Source organism: Paraflavitalea sp. CAU 1676, from assembly GCF_029223285.1.
Taxonomy (GTDB): domain Bacteria; phylum Bacteroidota; class Bacteroidia; order Chitinophagales; family Chitinophagaceae; genus Paraflavitalea.
Genome location: NZ_JARHUJ010000009.1, coordinates 385462 through 410876 on the forward strand (window position 1 = coordinate 385462; position 25415 = coordinate 410876).

Genomic DNA, 25415 nt, shown 5'->3' on the forward strand with positions numbered 1-25415 from the left:
CATCAAACTTGCACAGGTTGAAGGAAATTTATTATTTTAGTCGAGGTACACATTATGACCTCATCAACCGACATTGCTTTATGGGACCAATTGCGAACAGGCGACGAGAAAGCCCTGTATGCCCTGTATCAATTGAGTTATGATGAATTACTGCAATATGGAATGAGGTTGTGCAACCATGCAGAGGAAAGCAAGGATGCCATCAATATTGTTTTTGCCAGCCTCTGGTCGCATCGGGCCAAACTTCCCATTACCCGCCATCCGCGGGCTTATTTATTTGCCTGTTACAAGAATCGTCTCCTGCGTCAAATGCAGAAAGTGCAAAAGCTGGTACCGATCGAAGCCGGCAACGAAGAACTGCTGCTCAGTACAGCTTCGGTAGAAGAAGCGTTGATCGAACTGCAGGAATACGAAGCCACCAAAGCAAGAACAGCCCGGCTGCTTAGTCAGCTCACCGACCGGCAGCAGGAACTCCTGCGCCTGCGTTTTCTCGAAGAGCTAAGCTACGAGGCTATCGCACAACAGCTCAACATCTCCGTACGTACCGTATACAACAGCATTCATGAAAGTATCAAGACCCTGCGGGGAATGTTTGATCAGTAGATATTGATGAAAGCCGTCCCGGCCATCCGACTCAGCGGCGGCTACCGGTGCTCATCACGCTCACGGGGTTGCGCCTTCGGTCATCAAAGGAACCAGGTCCTTCAACTCCTCATCGGTAAATAATTTCGATTGAATATAGAACCGCACCCCCAACGGGATCTCCAGCGAAAAGCTGCTGCCACGGCCGGGCGTAACATCAAGGATCAATTGCGTGTGTTTCCAGTATTCAAACTGGTCGGCGCTCATATAAAACCTGCAACCATGCACTTCACCCAGGCATACATCGCTGCCGCCGGTCCTGAACTCGCCATCGGGAAAACACATGGGTTGACTCCCATCACAGCATCCACCACTCTGGTGAAACATCAGGGGGCCGTTATCGACCCTTAGCCGGTCGATGAGGTCATTGGCTTTATCCGTCGATAAAATTCTGGCAACAGGCATATGTGTAGTTTTAAAATAAGGAACGGCAGCACAGCGCCACCGTTCCCACAGGTTTTTCATAACAACCGGACTTTAGAAGAAACCCAATTTTTGCTTGCTATAGGAAATCAACATGTTCTTCGTTTGCCGGTAATGGTTTAGCATCATTTTGTGGGTTTCCCTGCCAAAGCCCGATTTCTTGTACCCTCCAAACGGCGCATGGGCAGGATACGCATGATAACAGTTCACCCACACTCGACCGGCCTGAATGGCTCTCGGCACCTGGTATAGTTCATGCGCATCCCGCGTCCACACACCAGCCCCTAAACCGTACAAAGTATCGTTGGCTATTGCAATCGCTTCTTCTACTGTTTTGAAAGTGGTAACACTCGTCACCGGACCAAAGATCTCTTCCTGGAAGATCCTCATCTTATTGTTGCCCCTGAAAATACTCGGCTTGATATAATACCCATGTTCCAGTCCGCTGTTTTGATGAAAGGCTTCGCCGCCACACAGTACTTCCGCGCCTTCCTGTTTGCCGATATCCAGGTAGCTCAATATCTTATTGTATTGGTCTTCACTCGCCTGAGCGCCCATCATCACGGTGCCATCGAGCGGGTTACCCATTTTTATCGCCTTGGTGCGTTGTATCACACGGCTCATAAACGCGTCATAGATACTTTCCTGCACCAGGATCCTCGATGGGCAGGTGCATACTTCGCCCTGATTGAGCGCAAACATCACAGCGCCTTCTACAGCTTTGTCGAAAAATTCATCATCTGCATCGGCAACGGAGGCAAAGAAGATATTCGGACTCTTACCACCCAATTCCATCGTAACCGGGATCAGGTTTTCCGAAGCGTATTGCATAATGAGACGGCCGGTAGTGGTTTCGCCGGTAAAGGCCACTTTGTTTACGCGTGGAGAAGAAGCAAGGGGCTTGCCCGCCTCAACGCCAAAACCGGTTACAATATTCAGGACACCCTTGGGCAGAATATCACCTACCAGTTCCATCAGCACCATAATGCTGGTGGGTGTTTGTTCGGCAGGTTTCACCACCACGGTACAGCCGGCAGCCAGCGCAGGAGCGATCTTCCAGGTGGCCATCAGCAATGGGAAATTCCAGGGGATAATTTGCCCCACTACACCTATAGGTTCGTGTAAATTAATGCTTACGGTAGTTTCATCGTGTTCGCTGATGGTGCCTTCTTCGCTGCGGATCACGCCGGCGAAGTAGCGGAAGTGATCGATCACCAGTGGCAGGTCGGCGGCCCGGGTTTCCCGGATGGCTTTACCATTGTCGACCGTTTCTACAATCGCCAGGTATTCAAGGTTATCTTCGATCACCTGGGCAATCTTCAGCAGCAGGTTACTGCGATAGGAAGCGCCCGTTTTGCTCCATGTTTTGAAGGCTTCTGTTGCTGCATCTATCGCCAGATCAATGTCTTTGGCATTGCCCCGGGCAGCGCGGGTAAATACCTTACCGTCTATTGGTGAAATATTGTCGAAGTATTCTCCACTGGACGGGGCTATCCATTGACCTCCAATGTAATGTTCGTATTTGTCTTTAAAAGCAGGCCTGGCGGCCACAGTCGATTTAGGCGCAGTAGTGGTGGCAGTACTCATAATGGAAAGTTTAATCGTTAGAAATAAGAATATGAATATCATCTCTTCATTAAACACACCCCACCCACGATCGTATTTTACAATAGCACGATCGTACTTTTCTTTTGCAGACCGCTGCGGAGTTGCTTAAATTGTTAGTCGTAAAACGATTGTGAGATGCCCATTCGAAACTACATCAGTAAGATCGATCTTACTCACCCAAAGTATTTGCAGACCTTGGTGGAGAATCGCCGCATTTTCAACCTCAACAATTGTGAGCTCAATATTTTCGAAACCTACCAGGACGCATACCATGTACCGCTCACCTTCAATGACTTTGTGATCACCAGTATGGTGAAGGGGAAGAAGGTGATGCACTTGTTCGATCAGCCCGCTTTCGATTACCTGCCTGGCGAAACGGTCATCGTGCCTGCCCACGAAACCATGGTCATCGATTTTCCCGAGGCTGAGAAAGATAATCCTGCCCAATGCATTGCGCTGGCGGTTGATTCTTCCTATGTGAAGGAAACGGTGAGCTATATGAATCACTATTACAATATTGGAGAAGAGAAACATGAATGGAAGCTACAGTTCAATCAATACCATTTCGCCAACGACAATGAAGTAACTGGTCTCATTAATAAACTGATCCGGGTATGCAGCAGCAGCGATAAAGCCAAGAATGTGTTTGCCGACCTTACACTGAAGGAATTGCTGATCAGGCTGATGCAAAGTCAGCACATGCAGCAGGTAGCCATCGAGAGTGGCGCGCAAAGGAACCAGGATCGCATGCATTATATCCTCAACTATATTCATGAGCACCTGCCCGAGAAGATAGCGGTAGATGCGCTGAGCCGCAAGGCCTACCTCAGCCGCAATGTGTTCTTCAAATGGTTTAAAGATCAACTTGGTCTTACGCCCCTCGATTACATCAATAATGAACGGATCAAGCTGGCCAAGCAAATGCTGTCCGATCCCCGCAACAGCATACGCAACGTGAGTTTTCATTGTGGCTTTAGCGATGTGAACTATTTCATTCGTTTATTCAAGAAAACGGAAGGCATTACGCCCCGGGCGTATAAGGACTGTCTGATACAGCAATAATTTCAGCTGTTATTCTTCACTAAAGCATACCACTGCGGAGCGTTTTACTACTGAAGCTACATGCTTTCCCTGGCAGGTGGCCGGGTACCATTTCGGTTTTTCCACCCGGCTCCTCAAACTTTTTTTAAAAAACTTCCTTAACTGGCGGTAAAAACCGTCCACTCCGGGTATCTTATCTATAAAGGGCGACCAGCCGGCCACGAATCAACCGGCCTCCAACCCTTGTAAACCATTGTATGTCCGATTACCAGCATTATTCCGCCGCCGATTTCCTGGCCGACGAATCGTTCGTCAACTACCTGTTGCAACAAAATGAGGCCGATACGGCAATGTGGAAAGAGCGCCTGGCAACCGGGCAGGTACAGCAGGCCGAATTACAGCGCGCTACTGAATTGTTTTTTGCCCTGCGCACGCAAAAGGCTATCCCGGTTGACAAACAGGCCGAGCAGGAAAAACTGCGCCAGTTGATCACGAGTCATAGTGCGGCTCAAAGGGATACCGGCGGCAACACCATCTCCATCACGCGGAGACGATCCGTTGCCCTGCGCTACGCCTGGCCAGCCGCAGCCGCCGTATTGCTGATACTCGGCGCTACCTGGTATTTAATGAAAGCCGGCAAAAGACCCACCAACGCGAAAGACTTTGTAGCATTTGCCGCCACCAAGAAGGACATTCAAAGAGTTACCTTGCCCGATGGCAGCGAGGTGATCCTGAATGGCAATTCCTCTATCAGCCTGGCGCCCGGCTTCAATAAGGATAAGAGAGAAATATTGCTGACGGGAACAGCCTTCTTCGAAGTAGCCCGCAATCCCGAAAAGCCGTTCACCGTTATCAGCGGAAAAGTAAGCACCACCGCTTTGGGTACATCATTTTATATACACCAGTCCTCCAATGCCGCGCCTACCACCGTATCGCTCCTAACAGGAAAGGTACTTGTGGAAGTAGAAGGGCAACCTTCCGTTCATCTCGTACCTTATGAGCAAGGCGTATATCACCACGAACAGGAACTTGTAAAATCTACCTACGATAAGGACATGCTCATCAACTGGACCAAAGGCATGGTAGTCTTTAACAATGCCAACTGGGTACAAGTCAAGAACATTATTGAAGAGTATTTCGATAAGAAGCTGGTCATCGACAACTATAAAAAGGACATCAGTTTCACCGGAGCTTTCAAAGCCGATCAACTGGAATCGATCTTATCATCACTGGAATTTACCTATGATCTAAAATACACGATCAACAACCAAACCGTCAACATCGCCTTTTAACCTGGCTGCTTTAAATTAAACTGCTTATGAGCTACACAACCAAACTTGTGGGCAAAGGGCTTCCTTTGCTCAAAAGCACCGCCTTGCTATTGTTTATCCTGTTGCCATTTTCAGGCATCACACAGGATAACCCAACGCTTCAGATCGGCTTTGCCGACGCTTCTGTCGAAAAGGCCTTCAGCGAGATTACCCAAAAAACAGGGGTACGTTTTGCCTACGATGCAGGCAAGGTCAATCTCACCAAAAAGATCACGCTGCAAACCGCCAGCTACAAACTCAAAGACCTGCTCGATAAAGTTTGTGCCCTCGCCGGACTCACCTACCAGTTAAAGAACAATACCGTCACCGTTAAATCGATCGCCAACAGCAGTAATGAGATCAATACGGTATTGAAAGGGAAAGTCGTGAGCGATAGCGGTGAACCGCTCTCCTCCGTCAGCATCAGCAACCAACGGCTGAAGGTGACCGTCGTATCGGATAAGGATGGCAATTTCGAGATACCCGCCCAGGCGCAGAGCCGTCTCGTTTTTACCTCTATCGGCTATGAAGATAGAATGTACATCGTCGGATCATTGAGTGAGCCCGCCACTGTTACGCTCATCGCATCGGCCAAAAGCCTTAACGAAGTAGTGGTAACCTCGCTGGGTATCAAAAGAGAAAAGAAAGCGCTTGGCTATGCTGTGGGCGAAGTAAAAGGGGAGCAGATCGATAAAGCACGCGATCCCAACGTGATCAATACGCTTGCAGGACGTGTACCCGGACTCATCATCAGCAATACCGCCGGTGGCCCCGGTAGTGCTGCCAAAGTATTGATCAGGGGTAACACCGATATCACCGGCAACAACCAGCCACTGTATGTAGTGGATGGGGTGCCGATGGATAACTCCAACTACGGCGCTACGACCAATGATAAGTATGCATCGGGTTTCGATCTGGGCGATGCCATCTCTGCCATCGATCCCAACGATATAGAATCTATTTCAGTGCTGAAAGGCCCCGCCGCCTCGGCCCTCTATGGAGGCCGGGCAGGCCACGGGGTTATTATGATCACCACCCGCAAAGGCGCCAACCGCAAAAGCCTGGGTATTGAATTAAATTCCACCGCTACATTTGAAACCCTGCTCACCCGCGCAGAAGATAACCAATACGAATACGGGCAGGGCATGAGTGGCAGCATCCCTACCAGTCAGCTTGTTTCCCGCAATACCCTCTTCTCCAACTTCGGGGCCAAGCTCGATCCCAACCTTACCATACCAGCCTTCAACGGAGGTACGGCTCCCTACGGGTTGGTCAAGAACAACATCGAGAACTTCTTCCGCACCGGTACCACCTTTGCCAATAATATCGCTATTACAGGAGGCAACGAAACCAGCACGATCCGTTTTTCCTACAGCAACCTGTACAACAACGATATCGTACCCAAGAGCTATCTCAACCGCAACACCTTCACCTTGCGTGGCACCAGTAAGATCGGTACCAAACTCAATATCGATGTACGTGCTACTTATATGAACGAGTATGTCAAGAACAGGCCCGGCCTGGCCGATGATCCCAGCAATATCGGGTTCAACTTCGTAGGGCTTGCCAACAACGTCGATCAGAAGGTGTTTGAGGAAGGCTACCAGGACCAGTTTGGCAATTACGTAGAGTGGGGTGGTGGTCAGTACCATTTGAATCCTTACTGGGTCATCAATCGCATGAGCAACATCACGCGAAAAGACAGGCTCATGAGCATTGTGCAATTGAACTATAATCCTACGTACTGGCTCGGGATACAAGGCCGTATCAACAACGATTTTACCTATCTCGGGTTTGAGAAGTTCAGTCCGCCCACTACGCCCGGCGCCCTCACCGGCCGGCTGGATGGTACCGATACACGCTTCTCCTTCACCTCTGCCGATCTATTGGTAACGATGAAGAAGTCGCTGGGACATTTCGACGGAACCATCAATGTAGGCGGTAGCATGGAATTTTACCGCAACCGCGGCAGCGCCAAAGCGGGTACCAATATGGTGGTGATGGATGCTGTGGTGTTCAATAGTTTCAAAACAAATACGGTTACAGAAACCAATATCCGCAAGCGTACCAATTCATTCTACTCCACGTTTGGCCTGGGTTATCACGGTTACTTGTTCCTCGATGCCACCATCCGGCGGGATGTATCCTCGACCCTGCCGGCGGCCAATAACAGCTATTGGTACCCATCGCTGGGAGCTTCTTTTATTGTGTCGGATGCCATACCCCATTTGAAGACCGGTTTCCTCAACTTCTTTAAAGTGCGGGCATCTGCCGCCGAAGTGGGTAACGATACCGATCCTTATCAGCTGAGTTTGAACTATGGATTGAATCCTTTGCAACCCTCCTCTGTAGTAATTGGCGGTATCGCCAATAATGCAAATCCCAATGCCGGTCTTCGGCCAACGCGTACCCGTAGCTTAGAGGCAGGCCTCGATATGAAGTTCCTCAATAACCGCCTTGGACTTGAATTCACCTGGTACACCCAAAATTCGAGAGACCAGATCAACTATGTCAATATACCCTTCTCCGCCGGATTTGCATCGCGTGTCATCAATGCCGGTACCATCTCCAATACAGGGGTTGAGATACTGGTAACCGGCAAACCGGTTGTTACAAAGAACTTTACCTGGGAGGTAGCAGCCAATGCGGCCCACAACAAGAACGTGGTGAAGTCGCTCGCCGAAGGCGTTGCATTCATCACACTGTCTGATGCACGCTGGCTGGGCATCTCTGTGATTGCCGAACCCAATCTGCCTTATGGCACCATGTTGGGCTATGATTATCAGCGTACACCCGATGGGCAAACCATCCTCGATCCCACCACCCTGCATCCCCTGGCCAGCGATGAGCGCACATCTGTAGGTAAGGGTACCTGGGATTGGACAGGTGGCCTCACCAATACCTTCCGCTATAAGAACGTGTCCCTCACCGCTGTGATCGATGTGAAGACAGGGGCCGATCTCTTTTCCATGACCAATCTCTTTGCTGTAACCCGCGGTCAGCACAAGATGACGCTCGCCGGCCGGCAGGAGTGGATACAGTCGGAAGAAGCAAGACTGGCAGCCAATAAAACACCGGAAGAGTGGCTCGCTTCCGGCAATGCAAAAGGATATGTACCGCAGGGAGTAGTGCAAACCGGTACCGACCCGCAAGGCAAACCGATGTATACGGCCAACACGAAACCCGTTGATCCCAATACGTACTGGCCACAGTATTATGGCGATGATAAAGGGATTGCAGCGCCATTCATCTATGATGCAACCTATGTAAAGTTGCGCGAGATCGTACTGTCCTACAACCTGCCCGCCCGCCTGGTACGCAAGATCAGTGCACAGGGGATCTCCTTATCGGTCGTGAGCCGCAACCCCTTCATCATTCATAAGAAGGTGCCCAACGTAGATCCGGATTCCAATTATAATAATGGAAACGGTCAGGGCCTGGAGTATGGATCATTGCCCGGCAGAAGAAGCTGGGGTTTTAACCTCAATATTAAGTTCTAAACCAACCTACCCAATACCAATTTAACTGTTATGAAAAAGTATATCTGTTTAATAGGTCTTGCAGGGCTGTTGGTGACATCCTGTAAGAAGTTTGGCGATATCAATACAGATCCCACCAAATCCTCCAATCTAGATCCGGCCATACAATTGGGTTATACGCAGCAAAAGTTCTCCGGCGACCTCAACGTGCAGGAACGGCTGGGCGTGATCCTCACCATGCCCCTCGCCAGCCATATCGGCGGGGCCTGGGCCAATCAATACGGACAGTTCTATGTAAAGCAGGAGCGCTACGCGTCTTTGTTGTGGGAGGATAACTTTGTGAACGAGATCAAGAATATACTCGATGCGGAAGAGCGTACCCGTAACCAGGCCAACGCTAAAAACCTCAACGGCATGTGCCGGGTGATGAAAGTATACCTCTTCGCCCGCCTCACCGACCTGTATGGCGATATTCCTTACACCGAAGCATCGGCCGCTTATTCCAAGGGGAAGTCGGCTCCCAAATACGACAAGCAGGAAGATATCTATACCGATTTCTTCAAACAGCTCGATACCGCCATGGTGCGCTTCAATGAAGGGCAGGATGTGGTGAACAACGATGCTTTTTACAAAGGCAGCGTAGCCAAGTGGAAAAAATTTGCTTCATCGCTCCGTCTGCGCCTGGCACTTCGCATCGCCAAACGCAATACTGCCAAAGCAAAAGAAGAGATACAGAAAGCCTATACAGCCGGCGTCATCAATGTGGCCGATGACAATTGCATCATGCGCCATGATAATGTGCAGAACGATTACTCCGACCTGCGGGGAAATGGTCTTTCGGCAGCCCTCAACCAGGGCGACTTTGTATACTACCGCCTCAACCAGGCGTTTGTTGCCCACCTGCAGAATACGAATGATCCGCGGTTGTATGTGATTGCGCGCAACTACCTCGATAAAGCCTTTAAGCCCTTCGAGCGGGTGGATATCACTGAGCAGGTGAAGGCGCAGGTAGGATCTTTTGGCGTGCGCCCGGCCGATTTTATCTGGGACAACTGGCAGAATACCATCTACGTCAATACGCCCGATGCCCAAAACGTACCGGTATCCAACAACGAGCAGTTCATACAAACGGCCAACTGGCTCATTGCTCCCAATGCGCCTTTCGTGCACCTGGGGTATGCCGAGACCGAGTTACTGCTCGCCGATGCATCCATCAGGCTGAATATTACACTGGGTGTTACAGCAGCCGAACACTACAAGAACGGTATCACAGCGGCTTGTAAGCAACTGGGATTATATACCGGCGCACCAGCCATCAGCGATGCACAGATCAACCAGTTTATTGCGGATAACGGCCTGGCGCCGGGTAAAGAGTTGCAGATCATCAATACGCAATTGTGGGTGTTGTATTTCCTGAATGGTCCCGAAGCCTATGCCAATATACGCAGGAGTGGATTTCCCGTGTTGCCATCGGGTTTCAAAAGCGGTTATTCCGACGCTCAGCAAATGCCCCGGCGTCTCGAATATCCCATCTCCGAAAAATCGCTCAATGCCACCAATGCCAACGATGCCATTGGCCGCATGGGCGGCAAAGACGATTGGAACAACCGGGTATGGTGGGATATGCCCTGATCCCGGCTACCACCCCACGTATTAGAAAAACATCAACCCAACAACTATGCGTATCATACAACATAAAAGACTCACCATATACCTGACACTGATCGTGATGATCGGTTGTGTAGCCGCGCTGGCTGCCTGTAACAAAGACATTGCCGATGACCCTGAATTTGGCCCCGCTGATTTTCCCCGTATATTTTATGCCCAGGGGAATTTTCCGCAAGCCATTATCCTTAACCAGGGGGAAACAGCCAAATATGGTGGTATCACCTATTCTCCAGCGGGCAAGGTGAAGATCAGCTGGAAGGTGAATGAGGAAGTGAAATCGAGCGATACTACATTCAACTTCACACCCACTGCAGGCGGCGAGTATAATATTAAGCTTGAAGTGGAATTGAACGGCAATATCTCTACCCGCAGCTCACAGGTGATCGTAAAACCTGCCACCTATATGCGTAAGAATTTCAACAAGGTGGTGATGGGGTATCTCAGTATCGATGGTACGGGACCCGATGTGAAGTGGAATTACATAACGCACCTGGCCGCCCAGGTGGGTAAAGTAACCTCGGATGGCGCCCTCGATATCACCAGGGGCAATGCCAATCAATTGGCGGATGAACTGGTGGCGCGTGGGCATATACGGGGCTTACCCGTATTGCTGACCCTGTTTGGTCGCCTGTCGCCGGTGGATGGATGGGCTTTGTATGAAAGCGACGATATGGGAACGGCGTTGCGGGATGCTGCCAAACGTGCTGCCCTCGTAACACAGGTAAAGAATTATGTGGTGGCCCGCAAGATGGATGGCGTAGATGTGATGATGACCGATTTCAACGGTTCTCCCAACTATAGTGCTAACCTGGCGGCGCTGGGTTTGTTTGTAAAAGAATTGCGTACGGCATTGCCGGCCGATGCTATCATTACCATTACAGCCGGTGCAGGCTGGCAGCATTGGGAGTACCCGGATCTTTCACCGGTAGATTGGGTGAATGTGCGCGCCTTTGAAGATGGTGTGCATGTGGGGCCTGGCGCACCGGTGGGACAGGCTTCTTCATTAGACTTCATGAAAACGGCCGCCAATATATGGGCGCAATTCCATGTACCTGCTTCGAAAGTAGTAGTAGGATTCCCGGCCTTCGGATTGCGTTACAATGAGCTGGATGCAAATGGTAACTGCGCAGGCTGGAGTGCCTATGACTATATATCCTATAAAGGCATACTCGCGATCGATGCAACCGCCGACACCAAAGAAAAAATCACTGCGTCCAAAGGTGTTTACTACAATGGCGTACCGCTGATCAAACAGAAAGCAGAGTTCATTAAAACGAGTGCCTATAAGGGCATGTATGGCTGGTACATCGATGGCGATGCAGCCGATACCTCGAAATCCCTGTTCCGTAATGTATTCAGAATCTTGAATTAATCAGGTGAACGACTTCATGCGACCGATTTATACCATAGCCTTCCTTTTGCTGATAGGTTGTACAAAAAGTACAGCCCAGCCCGAATCATTCATGGTGGGCGGTTACGTGCCTTCCTGGACCAACGGCTCCACCATCGATTACAGCAAGCTGACGCACGTATTCTTCGCTTTTCTCAAGGCGAAGTCCGACGGCAGCTTGCTGCCTTTTGGTCCACAGGAACAGGCTGCATTCGATAAGTTCAAAACGCGTGCAGCGGGAAAGCAGCGCTTCATTAGCCTGGGTGGCGGAGGGGATGAAACCTTGCCGGCCATGGCCGCCACCGAAGAAGGGCGGACCAGGTTTGCGGCGGCCTGTGTGCAGTTTTGTATCGACAATGAATTGCAAGGGGCAGATATGGATTGGGAGATGATCCGCGACAATACCAATGCAGCCAATTTTGAAGCGTTGATGAAGGTGATGTCGGAACAATTACATGCAAAGAAGCTACAGCTGGTGGCTACTGTGGCGCATGGTTGGGGTGGGGAGTATTATAGTGCGAAGTCATTGAAGTATGCCGATTGGATCCAGTTGATGGTGTATGACCAGGCGGGTTCCTGGGCCGATAGTCCTTATGGTAACCATGCTACCTTTCAGCATGTGATCGATGCCGTGGATTTCTGGAAGCGCAAAGGCTATACGAAAACGGCCAATATGGTGATCGGACTGCCTTTTTATGGCTATAAGTTTAAGAGCGCTACCGGCGGACTCGGCGAACAGGTAGGCTACAACACCATCGTAAACTGGTTTCCTTTTCTCACCAATGAAACCAACGAACACAACCTGGTGGTATTTAATGGTCCGGCCCTCATCAAAGAGAAAACGGTCTACGCGAAACGCAAGGGCTTCAAGGGTGTCATGATCTGGGAGATGACACAGGATGTGCCCTCAGATCAGCCTAAGTCATTGTTGAAAGCGATAGAGGAGGGGGTGAAGGAGTAGGAACCCGTTTTTCCGATATTATCCTGCCTATGGTTCTTCTATTTCCAGTCTTATACAAGAGATGATTATCTTTTTTTCCGAAGCTACTTTTTTGCCTTCGCAAATAGCAGGTACCCACTTGGGCATCGACTTGATGATCTGAATAAAATGTTTGTCGAGCGGGGAGTAATCGGAAGTGTCACTCTTGTTGGTGATTTTTGGGCCAATGATACGACCATCTGTGTCTACTATACAAGTAGCCGATACGGAAGTTTGTAGGTCTTCATTGTCGATCATTTCCTGTGGATATTTCAAATGCTTATTCAGGTATCGTTGCCAGGCCGCCGATCCTCCCTCATATTCTGCCTCGATCTCAACCTGAGTGTATACGTTCTTTTTAAGTGTTTTGTGATAATAAAACGGACACGCGGGTTTTTCGACTTCCCCTGCCTGCGCAATCCCTCTGTCCTGGGAAAATGCCAGGCAGAATATTGGTAGCACCCATATGAAATACCGTTGAAGCATATCGCAAAGTAAACTTTCTTCCCTGTTCCTGCAAACTCTTCCTTTACCCTTGAGTCATCGCGATAAACGCGATAACAACAAGGATCACTGCCAGGATCGTCAGCACCACCTTCGTGGTCGATACCGGCTTCTTACCATGTATCTTACCCGTTTGTCCGTTGACGAGAAAATGATACGACTTGCCCTTATACGCATACGTACAAAGCCATAGCGGCAATAAGATATGCTTGTACGTTTGGTTGGAGTAGGAGGTGCTTACCTCCAATCCCTTGTAGGTATCGATGCGGCACATACTGGCACAGGCCTCATAGATCGAATCTTTCATGATGGCTTCTGCTTTGTCGTAGCCGTCATTCACCGCGATATCATATACATCAGCCTTCCAGCCCGATAGGTACTGTGCATCAAAGTTCACTAGCTCTTCCAATTGATAAGGAAATACACTTTCATACTCATTTTGCGAAAGTTCGGTAGCGCCGCCGATCAGGATATCATCAAAGAAATGATCATGCGTACCGCTCCGGTATATCCACTCCGTGCGCTGCACCTGCCGGGTTTGCCGGTTGCCATTGCTATCCGTATAATGTTCCGTTTCATAATAATACCGGCCACCATAACCACTCCAGGTACTATTCGTTTGTGCGTCATAGGTCCAAAAGGGAAGGTAAATGCCGTGCAGGGCATCGTGCCGTGCAATCTCTTTCAGGTCACCCGGCGCCCACCATCCCTTGCCGATCCAGGTCTTGAAAATATCCAGCGATTGCTGCTTATCGACCTTGAAGGGCACCATGCCCGAAGGTTGTATGATCCGCGTTTTATAGGCCACCGGGTTCACCGCTTCATAGTTACAGAAGCTGCACGTGAAAGTAGGCGTTTCGGAAGTAAATGCCGACTGCGAACCGCAGCGGGTGCATTTGTAGACGAGCTGCTCGACAGTAACGGAAGCATCGCCGCCGGCGTTCAATTGCTGGCGCAGGTTGTTTTCCTTAATAAGGTCGGTGGACTTGTCGATGGCTACCTTGGTGCCGCAATGCTCACATACCAATTGCTGCGACTTCGGACTGAAATACAATTGCGAATTGCATCCCGGACAGGGAAATAATAACAGGGGCGATGTAGCTGTAGTGGGTTCCATGAACTGTTTTCGTATCGTAGTAGATCTGGCGGGGCCACCGGCCCCGCCAGATTAAATCATTGGATCGCCGGCCACGGCTGCCGGTAGAATGTCATGTGGCGCGCGGCCGCTTGTCCTGACATTATAATTTGCCGAGTATCTCTGCTTTCTTCTGGTTGAATTCATCTTCCGTCAAGATGCCCTGGGCCTTTAATTCGCCCAGCTGCTTCAGCAGGTCAACCAGCTTTTGCTTTTCGTTGGGGTCGGTAACCGGCGTATTGTTCTGTGCAGCCGGCTGTTGTTGCTGTTGCAACAGGTTGGTGAGTATAACACCAGCTCCAATACCTGCCGTGCCAGCAGCTCCCGGATTGTTGGCCAGGTTTTCGATGGCGATACCGCCCTGCATCTGGTTAAACTGATTCAACTTATCGCTCAGCATATTCAACTGCGTCGTTTTGTCGAGCATCTTCTCCACTTCTTCGGGCAGGGTAACATTCTCGATATAGAACTGCCCCAGCTCGATGCCCCATATGTCGAACTCTTTCTGGAAAACCGGCTTCAGCTTCTCGCCGATCTCGGTGAAATTGGCGGCCAGGTCCAATACTGAAATACCAGCTTCTGCCAACCCTTCGGCCAACCTGCTGATGATCGTATTACGCAATTGCTCGCTCACCGATTCGATGCGCACCCAGGGATTGGTGCCCGCAAATTCCTTGATGAATTTCTTGGGGTCGATCACCCGCATGGTATAGGAACCAAAAGAACGCAGGCGCACCTGCTTGAACTCGGGGTCGCGCACAATGATCGGGTTCGAAGTGCCCCATTTCAGGTTGGTGAACTGCTTGGTACTTACATAGAAAATGTCAACTTTAAAAGGAGAGTCGAACAGGTATTTCCACGACTTGAGGGTCGTGGTGATGGGCATGTTCTTCGTGGTGAGCTCATGGCGGCCGGGTATATACACGTCGCCAAATTCACCTTCGTTCATCAGTACAGCCACCTGCGATTCCCGCACGGTGAGCTGCGCGCCGTTCATGATCTTATTGCCCTTGTCGGGAAATTTATAGATCACCGTATCTGTGGTGTCATCCACCCAGTCGATGACCTCGATAAACTCATTTTTAATAAAGTCGAACAGTCCCATGGAAGAAGTTTTAATATTAGTTGCTAAAGAGTAGGGAAAGTTACACAAAAACAAGAAGCTCACGTAATTTATTGATTTGCAGTTGTGTGTAGTTTGCTGTGGCACATTGGTAAAATCCGGTTTGCCCGCGCAAAGGACAGGCTGAAGGCCAGGTTGCGGTGATTTGCCCGCCCAGGCACTATTGACCGGATTTTCATAAGGTTAAATTGGACAGATCGCATACTTGGTCTAATTTTCGCGTTAGATTACCAATTGAATATGAAAGCAACTTTCCGATGGGCTGTCCTGCTCCTTTTCGTAGGAGGCTGTAAAAAAGATGGCGAAGCACCAATTGTAGACCAGGCAGCTACTTTTATTCTGCATCACCCCTTCAATAACACGAACGTTAAAAGTGGGGTAGAAGTTTTAGTGGATGCTTATATGAAGGATGGTAAGGTCGACGATTATTCACACCTCGATTATTATGTCATCAATAACCAAACCGATACGATCGCCAGGGGCAAGCTCGATAAAAAGGGGTTGATGATCACCCATGCGGCTAATTTGCCCAAAGGTCGCAACGATATCCACGCGGTTGCGATCGATAGCCGTTATCCGGATAAGATCTATAAGACCGAAACGGCGGCTGTCTACGTATGTGACCAGCCGGCGGTTACCGTGTCGTACGAAAAAGACCGTAACTCCATCACGGTAAAATGGACCAAAGCCATGGTCGGCTCGTTCAAATCGTACGATGTGTATGTGACCCGCACCGATACCATGAACTATAGTACTTATGTGCGTGGCAAAAAACTGGCGTCCATCACCGATGTTGATCAAACCACTTATCGCGACGCCACCGTCGATTTCTATTACGAATATGCGTATGAAGTAGTGGTAGCATCCACCGATGGCTGCGGGAGTGGATCAAACCGTACGCCCATTGAGGCCGGTCTCAGCATTCCGGTGCCCGATCCCGACAATGGTAAACCGCTGTTTGCCCGCACCAATTTGAAGTGGTACAAACTGAAAGCTGGTACCGATAAAGACACCATCCTGGTGATCGACGCACATACACTGGCCACGGAAAGTAAAGTCGCTATCGATCACATAACCGGGGTCAACAATAGTTTATTGCAGGTAACCGGCAATGCGTTGCTGGTACTATCGGAACGCACCCCCACCATTAAGATACAAAGCATGGACCTGGGCACGCTCGCGGTGCAGCCCCTGCTTCAATTTGATCATACAGGACCCGTTTCTACGAAAGCAGTGGCCGGTGATCGGGTGGTCGTTATACAACAGGATATTGCCTATGAATTGGAGCCAGCTACAGGCAATAAATATGCATTGCCGCAGGGACAGGCGTTGAATGCCTGGGCTATCGATCAAAATACTTACCTCGTGGCTTCGAAGCAACCCACCGATTCTTTTTATGTGTATCGAAGTAATGCAGCTGCAGCCCCAACCATTGTGGCCAAAGTAAAATACAACAACCAGCAGCAGGCGATATTCGAAGAGATGTTCACGGCTGCAGGGAAAACGATCCTCGGCGTGGGTTTGTACGATGCTTCGTTCAACGAGCTTCATGCATTTAGCGACCCCCTAACTGGCATCAGCAATGACGGATCGCTGTTAACCAACGTAAAAGGACAGATCATCCGCGCTGCTGATTTCTCGGTAGTGAGCAACAACGGCGATGTGCGTTTTGGTACTACTTATTTCTCGGCCGATAATAAATCGATCTACCCCGTTACAACGAAAAGTACCGTGGCCTATCCCAACAGGGCGCCCCGGTTTTATAGTTATCCATGGGAAAAATAACAGTACACGGTATATCATAACCAGCCGGTATCTTATATCAAAATAAATCTTACTGCAGAAGAGCAGCTTTAGGGTATACATCGAAGTTAAAAATATATCATATTTTAATGTACTGAAGTTGGCCGAAAGGTAGACTTGGTCTAATTTTCTGCCTGAATTCTGCCTATTTATGAAAGTAAGTTATATCTGCCTCGCACTGCTGGCATTAAGTTTGGGTTGTAAAAAGGGCGACGATCCTCCTGTCGTAGATCAGGGTGCAAAGTTTATCCTGCAACTTCCTCTCAACAATACGGCCATAAATAGTACGGGAGAAATCGAGGTAGACGCGCATATGGAGAACGGAAAGGTTGATGATTACTCTCACCTCGATTACTATCTGATCAAAAGTTGGACCGATACGCTGGCAAAAGGTAAGCTCAATGAGAGAGGACAGATGAACATTAAGGTAGGTAAGCTGCCAAAGGGGGCCTTCGATATCTTTGTCATTGCAATCGATAGCAGGTATCCCGAAAAGGTTTTCAAGACAGAGATCCGTACCATTTATGTTTGTGAGCAGCAAAAACCTGTGATATCGTTCGACAAAGACGATGTTTCCATTACTGTCAAATGGACCAGGGCAATGCCTGCCTCTTTCAAAGCATACGAGTTGTACGTAACCCGCACAGATACATTGAGCCCCCGCAGGTATGTGCGTGGCAAAAAAATAGCATCCAGCACCAATATAGATGAGCTATCTTTCAAAGACCTATCGGTGAATTACTATTACAAGTATGCCTATGAATTGATCGTCGTGTCGCAGGAAGATTGTGAAACTACTTCCGGTCGTTTTGAAATGGAGGCCGGATCCAGCATCCGTGTACCAGGCACAGGTAATAACGGACCACTCTTCAGCCGCACGAAAATGAAATGGTACACTTTAAAAACAGGAATTGAAAAGGATACCATACACATCACGGACGCTCAAACGCTCGAAACCGAAAAAGTACCTATAGCGCGCGCCAGCTTCTCCGAGAATAGCTTATTGCAGGTGACCGATGATGCGTTGGTATTCAAATTGACTTCAACACCTACGATCAAGATTTTTAAGATGGACCTCACCTCACACGCCATACAGCCATTCCATTCGTTTGATCAACCTGCCAACACCCGCGTACTGGCAGTAGTGGGCGACAGGATCATTTATTCGTACCAAAAGCTGGCTTATGAGTTGAATGTAACAACAGGCACCACCTATACATTGCCGCAAAATGCGCAATATGGGGATTACTCGGGCTGGGCGATCGACCAAAATACTTATATGATCGCAGCCCCCTTAACCCCCGATTCAATGTATGTGTACCGCACCAATGCAGGCAGCGCACCATCCATACTGTTCAAAGACAAGTATAGCAACAATGGGGGATTGTCGGATAATGTGAAACTTTTGGCAGCCGGAGGTAAAGTTGCGTTTGGTAAATATTTGTTCGATGCATCTTTCAATATAGTTGGTACGCTTGCCGGGTCGGACAATTACTTCACCGGGCTTAGCAATGATGGCTTATATGTCTCCAACAATAAGAACCAGATCATGAAGTCGGCCGACCTGAGTGTGGCGGCAACACACAGCGATGCGTATACCGGCAGCACCTATTTTTCTGCGGACAATAAAACCATCTACCTGATTACATACGGGTCACTGAATTTGCAGTATAATCCACCGCCCCGTATGTTCCGCTATCCCTGGATGAAATAAGCCAATCGAAGGATATTGAAGCAGGGTATCGCCAGCGCGATACCCTGCTTTTTTTCATTAATAATGAGATCGGGATATAGTTGGCATAAATCCCTGATGTTCTACCGTGAAAGTAGTAAGCCGTATCGTAAACACATTAGGATCAATGCGTCAAACAGGGTAGGCCGTTTAGTATAATAAATGAGGTAAAATACCCTGATATCTTAAACAGAACGACCCAAAGTTCCGTTCAACGGGGAGGGATCGGTTTTTTTTACGGGGGACGAACACCGCCTAATTACGGTATTTTCAAATATTAATTGCACTAATCTGAAAGCGAACCCCCCGATTGTAGTAATTTCATTGCATAACGCTTATCCCTATGAGTTTAATCACGAGCAACGAAGTAAAGAGTTTCCTGGAGACTGCAACCATTCAAACTACTTCCCGCATGAAAGCCATCGCCGAAGCGAGAAGTGCCCACACAGACTTCAATAGTTTGTACAAATATGTAAGTTCCCAGTATAACGATAATATTCCTCCCGATGTGTTACAAATACTGCAGGAGGAAGCCCGGTATTTTGCCGCAAAGTACTTGTCCAATATCAATGGAAAATAGTTACACCGTTTCGGGTAAACTGTTCCAAAGATCCTAAGATAGATTCATACCTGTAATAAGCTGGTCAATCTTGCCGGTTTACTACAGGTATGCTTTTTTATTGGGCCTCTCCCTTTACCAACGTTTTCAATTCCGCCGAAGCCTGCTCCACCAGGATAGGGTCGTTGCCCGTAGTGCCGATCTCTTTTGCTTTGGTGAAGAACTGCCGGGCAACTTGTGGTTGCTGTTGCTTTACAGCATTGAGTCCGCTGTTGAACCACATGTATCCCGCCTGCGGAAATTTGCTCCGGCCTACTGCGAGCAGATCTGCCGCACCTGCATAGTCTTTATCGAGGTCGAGCAGGAAATAGGTCATGGAGAACAGGTAGTCGTTGGGCGTTACATTGATGCGCGCAAAGAAACTGTCGGGTTGATTGATCAGGACATCCTTACCCTGTTTGCGCATGCCTTCAATGATCCTGATGGTGGAGTTGTGCCGTGGATAAATGATTGGTTCGCCATACAAGACACGGAACAGGTTTTGAGAAATGGTATAGCTGCTGGCATATTGGTTGGAAGCCATCACCACGATCATTTTGGAGTGTGGGTCAAAAAAAGCATCCACCGAAAAGCCTTTACCGCCACCATTGTGACCATAAATGAGGTGGAAGTTGGCAAACTTGCCGGTAAGCACCGATAAGCCATAGCGGTAATTATTTTTTGTACTATCTACTGTATGGTTGGCGGTGGACTGCATGGACTGTGCGCTGCTGTCGAGGTACGTGTTCTTCAAGTAGGCTTTTACAAACTTGTAGAGATCAACTGGCCCCATGATCCAGCCGCCTGCTCCTTCACCCGGGCGAGGTTGACTGATCAGCATTTCCTCATCTATCACAAAACGACCTGCACCAACCTGGTAATAAGGAACGGCGGCATGGGTGATATTCGCATAATCGCCGTTGGTGATGCCTGCCGGCGCGAGTATGTATTTATTGATGGACTGCCCGAAAGGCATACCGTCGCAGCGGGCAATGATATCACCAAGCAAGGTATATCCGATATTGCTGTAAGAGAATCTTTCGCCCGGCTCCTTGAACACCAGCGGCACTTCTTCCATCATTTTTTTTACCTGGGCGGGCGTGTAGTTCTTCTTGAAATCATAGTCCGGATGATCCCAGGCGCTCGCCAGTCCCGAGGTATGCGTAAGCAGGTGATGTATGTTGATCCGCTCCAGGTTGGGCAAAGTCCATTGAGGTAGCAACGACTTTACAGGCTGGCTAAGGTTGATCTTCCCTTCGTTTACCAATTGCATGATCCTGGTAGCCGTGAACATCTTTCCGGTCGATGCGGTGTGAAAGAGCGTTTGGTTGGTAAACGGCGTTTGGTTGTTGCGGTTGCTGAAGCCAATTGACCGCTGATAAAGGATCGTATCAGTGTTGCCCACGAGCACCATGGCGTTCCAGTTCAGCCGGTCATAGGCATTCATCACCGAATCGAACCTCGTAGTAAGTTTATCCTGCGCCAGGCCAGTCTGTAGCACCAGCAGAAAGCCGATAACTGATAAAGTGTTGCTGAGTAGCTGGATCGGGTATTTCATGATGCATTGCTTGGGGGAATAATACCAATGCTACTATATATTCGGCTTGTACCAAGCAATAAGCCGGGTGAAGTGTCGAAAATAGCGTCCCATTGGTCGGTGCATCATTCCGGCAGGCCAATATTGCATTGCCGACCCATCCAAAAAATGTAATTTGAACACGGAATTTCTGTATGCCGGCATGCGTTTTATTACTATTGTTGCAAGGGCCCTTATACACGACTCAATGCTACCGATGCTACCAAGATTGCCATTGCTGTTGACCGCTTTACTGTTTGCCTGTTTAGGGATCAGGGGCAATGACCTGCCAGTACGTTACCTGGGTATCGAGCAGGGCCTTTCCAACAACGCCATCTTGTCTCTCTACCAGGATCACCAGGGCTTTATCTGGATAGGTACTTACGACGGGCTCAACCGTTACGATGGCTATAGCTTTCGCACTTTCCGTAATGTGATCGGCGACAGCACCTCGTTATCAACCAACAACGTATATTCTCTCGGTGGTGATGACCAACACCAGTTGTGGGTAGGCGGCCAGCGTGGGTTGAATATCTACAATCCTCTTACCGAACAATTTACCACCGCCTGGTACATCGATCGCGAAAAGAACCGAACGGTAAAAATGCAATCGGAGATCACCTGCATGGCGAATATCGGTGATGGTGCTATGTTGACCGGATCGCATTTTGCGGGCTTACTCCTGTACGAAAACAAAAGCCGCACCGCCACCCAGGTGCCCTTATTGACACCTACCGGCATCCTTTATAACTATCATGCGCGCGATATAGAATACGACCCTGTACATCATATCGCCTGGGTGTTCATCCAGGGGCATGGCCTCTTCCGCTACGATACCCGGCAAAAGGAACTGCACCTCGCCACCAATGCTTTGCAACAGGCTTATTGCCTGCGCGCCACGAAGCAGGGCGACGTGTGGATCGGTTCGGGCACCGGCCTTTACCTCTTTCAGCCATCGAAAAATTCCTTGTCAGACAACAGGATGCCCAATAGCAGTAATGTAGTAGACCTGCTGCTCGATCATAGGGACGTATTATGGATAGGTACCGATGGAGCAGGCGTTTACCAGTTACCTCCTGGCGCCGCTACAGCCTTGCCACATCAGTCGGCTGCCGGATTGCCCTACATCAACAGCAACGTGGTCTATTCTATACTGGAAGACCGCGACGGACGTATGTGGATCGGCACACTGCGCGGTGGTATCAACGTCATTGAACCGCAGGCCAAGCCTTTTCACCAGGTTACTTACCAGCAGGCGGGCAGCAGCAATCCCATCGATAATTTTATCCTTTCGTTTTGCGAAGACGACCGGCACAACCTGTACATCGGCACCGATGGGGCAGGGTTGCGGTATTGGAACCGTCAACAGAATACATATACTACCTACAAGCGGCAGCCTGGCGATGCCCATGCCATCAGCAGTAATTTCATTACCGGCATTACTAAAGATGATCAGCAGGATATCTGGGTATCTACCTGGTTTGGTGCAATTAACCGGCTAAAGCACAACAGCCGGCAGTTTGAGCACTTTACCCTGTTCAATCCCAAAACAAATGCCTATGAGAACAACACCTGGCTGGTGTACCAGGATACTCAAAAGGATATCTGGGCCGGCGCTACCAATGATGGCAGCCTCTATCGCTTCAACCGGGCGGAAAACCGGTTCGAGCTGTTTGACCCATCCATCGTTAACCTGCAATGCTTAGCCGAAGACCGCGCAGGTAATCTTTGGGGAGGCAATTATACCTCCGTGATCCGTATCGACCGTGAACGTAAGCAACACCGCCTCTACAATATTGGTTTTCCCGTTCGCGCCATTCATGAAGACAGGCGGGGCAACTTTTGGGTAGGCACCCAGGGCGCCGGATTATTGCTGCTCGACAAAGCTACCGGTCGCTTCAAACAATTCACTACTACCGATGGGTTGCCGGGCAATACCATCCTGCGTTTGCTGGAAGATGCAAAAGGCAATTGCTGGATCAGTACGTATAATGGCCTGGCACGGTTTGACCCGGTTACCAAGAGCTGCACCAACTTTTCCCAAACGGATGGCTTGCAGAGCAACCAGTTCAGCTTCAATGCGGGCCTTGCCCTGTCATCGGGCCACTTTGTATTTGGCGGCATCCGCGGCTTCAATATCTTTCATCCGGATAGTATCCCGACACAAAAGGCAACACCGACGGTTTTCCTCGATGGACTCAGGATCGACAACAAGGCGATGGATGAGCATGATGGGTACATAACGGCACGTGATCTCGAGTCGATCCGCCATATCACCATTCCATACGACAAGGCGGCGCTGGCACTTGATTTCCTGGCACTCGATTATTCCGGATCGCAGAAAATAAAATACACCTATCTGTTGCAGGGCTGGGATAAATCCTGGAACAATGCGCGGGGCAGCAGAACTGCCAACTACTCGCGCCTGCAGGAAGGTGATTATGTATTCCTGGTAAGAACATCGAACCCCGATGGCAGCTGGGGCCCCGAAACAGCCCTGCTCCAGGTAACCGTACTGCCTCCTTGGTACAGAAGCTGGTGGGCCTTCGCATTGTATACGCTGGCGGTATTCAGTCTTATTTATATATACATACGGTACACACGCAGGCAGGAGCGGCTACGCTATGAGATCAGGCTGGCGCACCTTGAACATGAGAAAGATAAAGAGTTGTCAGAGAAAAAACTCACCTTCTTCACCAATATCTCGCATGAGTTCCGCACACCGCTATCCCTCATTATCAATCCCATCAGGGAAAAGCTGGGCCGGCAGCAGGATGTAGACCTTACCGTGGCCTACCGCAATGCGCGGCGATTGTTGAGCCTGGTCGATCAATTGCTATTGTTTCGCAAGGCCGGTAGCGATACCGATGTGCTTAAAATAGCGCACCTCAACATCAGCAGTCTCTGCAATGAAGTGTTCCAATGTTTTGTGCAGCAGGCCAGTGCCCGCCGCATTCACTACCATTTCGAGGCGATTGACCCCGACGTGATGGTGTATGCTGATTATGAAAAAATAGAGATCGCGCTTTTTAATCTCCTCTCGAACGCTTTTAAGTTTACACCCGATGGAGGCAGCATAGGTTTCTCCGTGAGGCCTACCGCCAATACCGTCACCATTTCGATCAGCGACAGTGGCTGCGGAATCCGCGAGGCCGACCGCGACAGTATCTTCGAAAAGTTTCAGCAGTCCAACGGCAGCCGAACCCAGAAAACTGGTTTCGGCATCGGCCTTTACCTGGTGAAGCATTTTGTAACCAGTCACCAGGGTATGGTAGCCGTGACCAGTAAGGAAAATGAAGGAGCCACCTTTACCATTACCCTGCAAAAAGGCAGGGCACACCTACCGGCCGGCTCGGTAGAGGCTGATGCAAAATACGACCACCAGTTACTGGAAGAGCTGGCGGGTGAATCGACCCAGCCGCCAACACCAGCTGCGGCAGCACCCACCGCAGGCCGAACGGCCGAAGAACTGATCACCGGCAAAAAGACCGTCCTGGTGATCGACGATAATGCAGAGATCCGGGAATACCTCCAGCATATATTCGGCGATCGGTATTTTGTGTACGTCGCCGACAATGGTATGAAAGGGCTTGAGCTTGCCAATCAACACCTGCCCGACCTCATCATCAGCGATATCAATATGGACGGCATCGACGGACTCGAACTTTGCCGTAAGGTGAAGCAGTCGGATGTACTGGGGCATATCCCCGTGATCCTGTTGACGGCTGCCTCCTCGGCCGACACCAAATTGAAAGGCATAGAAGGTGGAGCCGATGATTATATTACCAAACCGTTCGACAGCCAGTTGCTACTGGCCCGGGTAGAGACCACCATCCGCAACCGCAGCCAGCTGCAGCGATTCTTCCTCGATAATATCACGCTGGGCGAATCGGCGGTTAAAGTGCCGGCCGAATACAAGGAGTTCCTGCAACATTGTATCGAGGTGGTAGAGCAGCACCTCGATACGGAAGATTTTACTATCCAGAAGTTTTGCAAGGCCATGGGCCTCAGCCGGTCAACCCTCTACCTCAAAGTGAAGCATATCTCCGGCCAGTCGCTCAATGCCTTCATCCGCTCGGTACGACTAAGGCGTGCGGCCGTGCTCATGATCCGCGAAAACATGAACGTGAACCAGGCGGCCTTCCAGGTTGGCATCGGCGACGTGCGATATTTCCGGGAGCAGTTCGTCAAGCTTTTCGGCATGACCCCTTCGGAATACATTAAGAAATACCGTCAATCTTTCAACAGCGACCACCATCTTATCCGCCCGGAAGACGGACAATAAACCGCTGGTCTGGTGCACACAGCCTGGTATTTGGTTACCAGGTAATAAACGGTTGTTTTGGCCTGTCCGATCCAGGAACTTTCCGTCATTCATTGATTTCCAATAGGGTAATCATTTTA

General features: G+C 49.6%; 17 protein-coding genes. 11 read left to right on the top strand and 6 right to left on the bottom strand.

Annotated elements, in window-relative coordinates; genetic code table 11:
- The first annotated feature begins 54 nt into the window (after nt 1-54).
- A complete protein-coding gene (locus P2H89_RS28570; protein WP_275833617.1) occupies nt 55-603 on the top strand; it encodes a sigma-70 family RNA polymerase sigma factor in 549 nt (182 codons plus the stop codon).
- Between the two features lie 60 nt (nt 604-663).
- Here P2H89_RS28570 and P2H89_RS28575 read toward each other — a convergent pair whose 3' ends face one another.
- Both P2H89_RS28575 and P2H89_RS28580 read right to left on the bottom strand, forming a co-directional pair.
- A complete protein-coding gene (locus tag P2H89_RS28575; protein ID WP_275833620.1) occupies nt 664-1047 on the bottom strand; it encodes a DUF779 domain-containing protein in 384 nt (127 codons plus the stop codon).
- Nucleotides 1048-1119: 72 nt separating this feature from the next.
- On the bottom strand, nt 1120-2652 hold the full coding sequence (locus P2H89_RS28580; protein WP_275833622.1) for an aldehyde dehydrogenase family protein: 1533 nt from the start codon (nt 2650-2652) through the stop codon (nt 1120-1122).
- A gap of 156 nt (nt 2653-2808) precedes the next feature.
- On the opposite strand from P2H89_RS28580, the gene P2H89_RS28585 reads away from it, so the two are divergent.
- The 6 genes from P2H89_RS28585 to P2H89_RS28610 all read left to right on the top strand — a co-directional run bounded on the left by P2H89_RS28585 (nt 2809) and on the right by P2H89_RS28610 (nt 12522).
- Nucleotides 2809-3735 carry an AraC family transcriptional regulator gene (locus tag P2H89_RS28585; protein WP_275833624.1) on the top strand — a complete coding sequence of 309 codons (927 nt, stop codon included), beginning with the start codon at nt 2809-2811 and terminating at the stop codon, nt 3733-3735.
- A gap of 236 nt (nt 3736-3971) precedes the next feature.
- A complete protein-coding gene (locus P2H89_RS28590; protein WP_275833626.1) occupies nt 3972-5006 on the top strand; it encodes a FecR domain-containing protein in 1035 nt (344 codons plus the stop codon).
- Between the two features lie 26 nt (nt 5007-5032).
- Nucleotides 5033-8524 carry a SusC/RagA family TonB-linked outer membrane protein gene (locus P2H89_RS28595; protein WP_275833628.1) on the top strand — a complete coding sequence of 1164 codons (3492 nt, stop codon included), beginning with the start codon at nt 5033-5035 and terminating at the stop codon, nt 8522-8524.
- 30 nt (nt 8525-8554) lie between these two features.
- Nucleotides 8555-10135 carry a SusD/RagB family nutrient-binding outer membrane lipoprotein gene (locus P2H89_RS28600; RefSeq protein WP_275833630.1) on the top strand — a complete coding sequence of 527 codons (1581 nt, stop codon included), beginning with the start codon at nt 8555-8557 and terminating at the stop codon, nt 10133-10135.
- A gap of 46 nt (nt 10136-10181) precedes the next feature.
- Nucleotides 10182-11543 (top strand): glycosyl hydrolase family 18 protein, encoded by a 1362-nt coding sequence (locus P2H89_RS28605; protein ID WP_275833632.1) that lies wholly within the window; start codon nt 10182-10184, stop codon nt 11541-11543.
- Nucleotides 11544-11559: 16 nt separating this feature from the next.
- Nucleotides 11560-12522: a glycosyl hydrolase family 18 protein gene (locus P2H89_RS28610; protein WP_275833634.1), complete on the top strand. Its 963-nt coding sequence runs from the start codon at nt 11560-11562 to the stop codon at nt 12520-12522.
- A 27-nt stretch (nt 12523-12549) separates the two neighbouring features.
- On the opposite strand, the gene P2H89_RS28615 is transcribed toward P2H89_RS28610, so the two are convergent.
- The 3 genes from P2H89_RS28615 to P2H89_RS28625 form a co-directional block, all read right to left on the bottom strand.
- Nucleotides 12550-13026, bottom strand: a complete 477-nt coding sequence (locus tag P2H89_RS28615) for an energy transducer TonB (protein ID WP_275833636.1) — start codon at nt 13024-13026, stop codon at nt 12550-12552.
- A 43-nt stretch (nt 13027-13069) separates the two neighbouring features.
- On the bottom strand, nt 13070-14161 hold the full coding sequence (locus tag P2H89_RS28620) for a hypothetical protein (protein ID WP_275833638.1): 1092 nt from the start codon (nt 14159-14161) through the stop codon (nt 13070-13072).
- Between the two features lie 121 nt (nt 14162-14282).
- Nucleotides 14283-15284 carry an SPFH domain-containing protein gene (locus tag P2H89_RS28625; RefSeq protein WP_275833640.1) on the bottom strand — a complete coding sequence of 334 codons (1002 nt, stop codon included), beginning with the start codon at nt 15282-15284 and terminating at the stop codon, nt 14283-14285.
- A gap of 258 nt (nt 15285-15542) precedes the next feature.
- Between P2H89_RS28625 and P2H89_RS28630 the strand changes: the two genes are divergently transcribed.
- The 3 genes from P2H89_RS28630 (at nt 15543) to P2H89_RS28640 (ending at nt 19417) form a co-directional block, all read left to right on the top strand.
- Complete coding sequence (locus P2H89_RS28630; RefSeq protein WP_275833642.1) at nt 15543-17087, top strand: hypothetical protein; 1545 nt, start codon at nt 15543-15545, stop codon at nt 17085-17087.
- Between the two features lie 169 nt (nt 17088-17256).
- The gene (locus P2H89_RS28635) at nt 17257-18819 is read left to right on the top strand and encodes a hypothetical protein (RefSeq protein ID WP_275833643.1); all 1563 of its coding nucleotides are present in this window, start codon (nt 17257-17259) and stop codon (nt 18817-18819) included.
- A gap of 361 nt (nt 18820-19180) precedes the next feature.
- Nucleotides 19181-19417 (top strand): hypothetical protein, encoded by a 237-nt coding sequence (locus P2H89_RS28640; RefSeq protein WP_275833645.1) that lies wholly within the window; start codon nt 19181-19183, stop codon nt 19415-19417.
- Nucleotides 19418-19514: 97 nt separating this feature from the next.
- On the opposite strand, the gene P2H89_RS28645 is transcribed toward P2H89_RS28640, so the two are convergent.
- Nucleotides 19515-20993, bottom strand: coding sequence for a serine hydrolase domain-containing protein (locus tag P2H89_RS28645; RefSeq protein WP_275833647.1), 1479 nt, complete (start codon nt 20991-20993; stop codon nt 19515-19517).
- A 226-nt stretch (nt 20994-21219) separates the two neighbouring features.
- On the opposite strand from P2H89_RS28645, the gene P2H89_RS28650 reads away from it, so the two are divergent.
- Nucleotides 21220-25296, top strand: a complete 4077-nt coding sequence (locus tag P2H89_RS28650; RefSeq protein WP_275833649.1) for a two-component regulator propeller domain-containing protein — start codon at nt 21220-21222, stop codon at nt 25294-25296.
- The last annotated feature ends 119 nt before the right edge of the window (nt 25297-25415 follow it).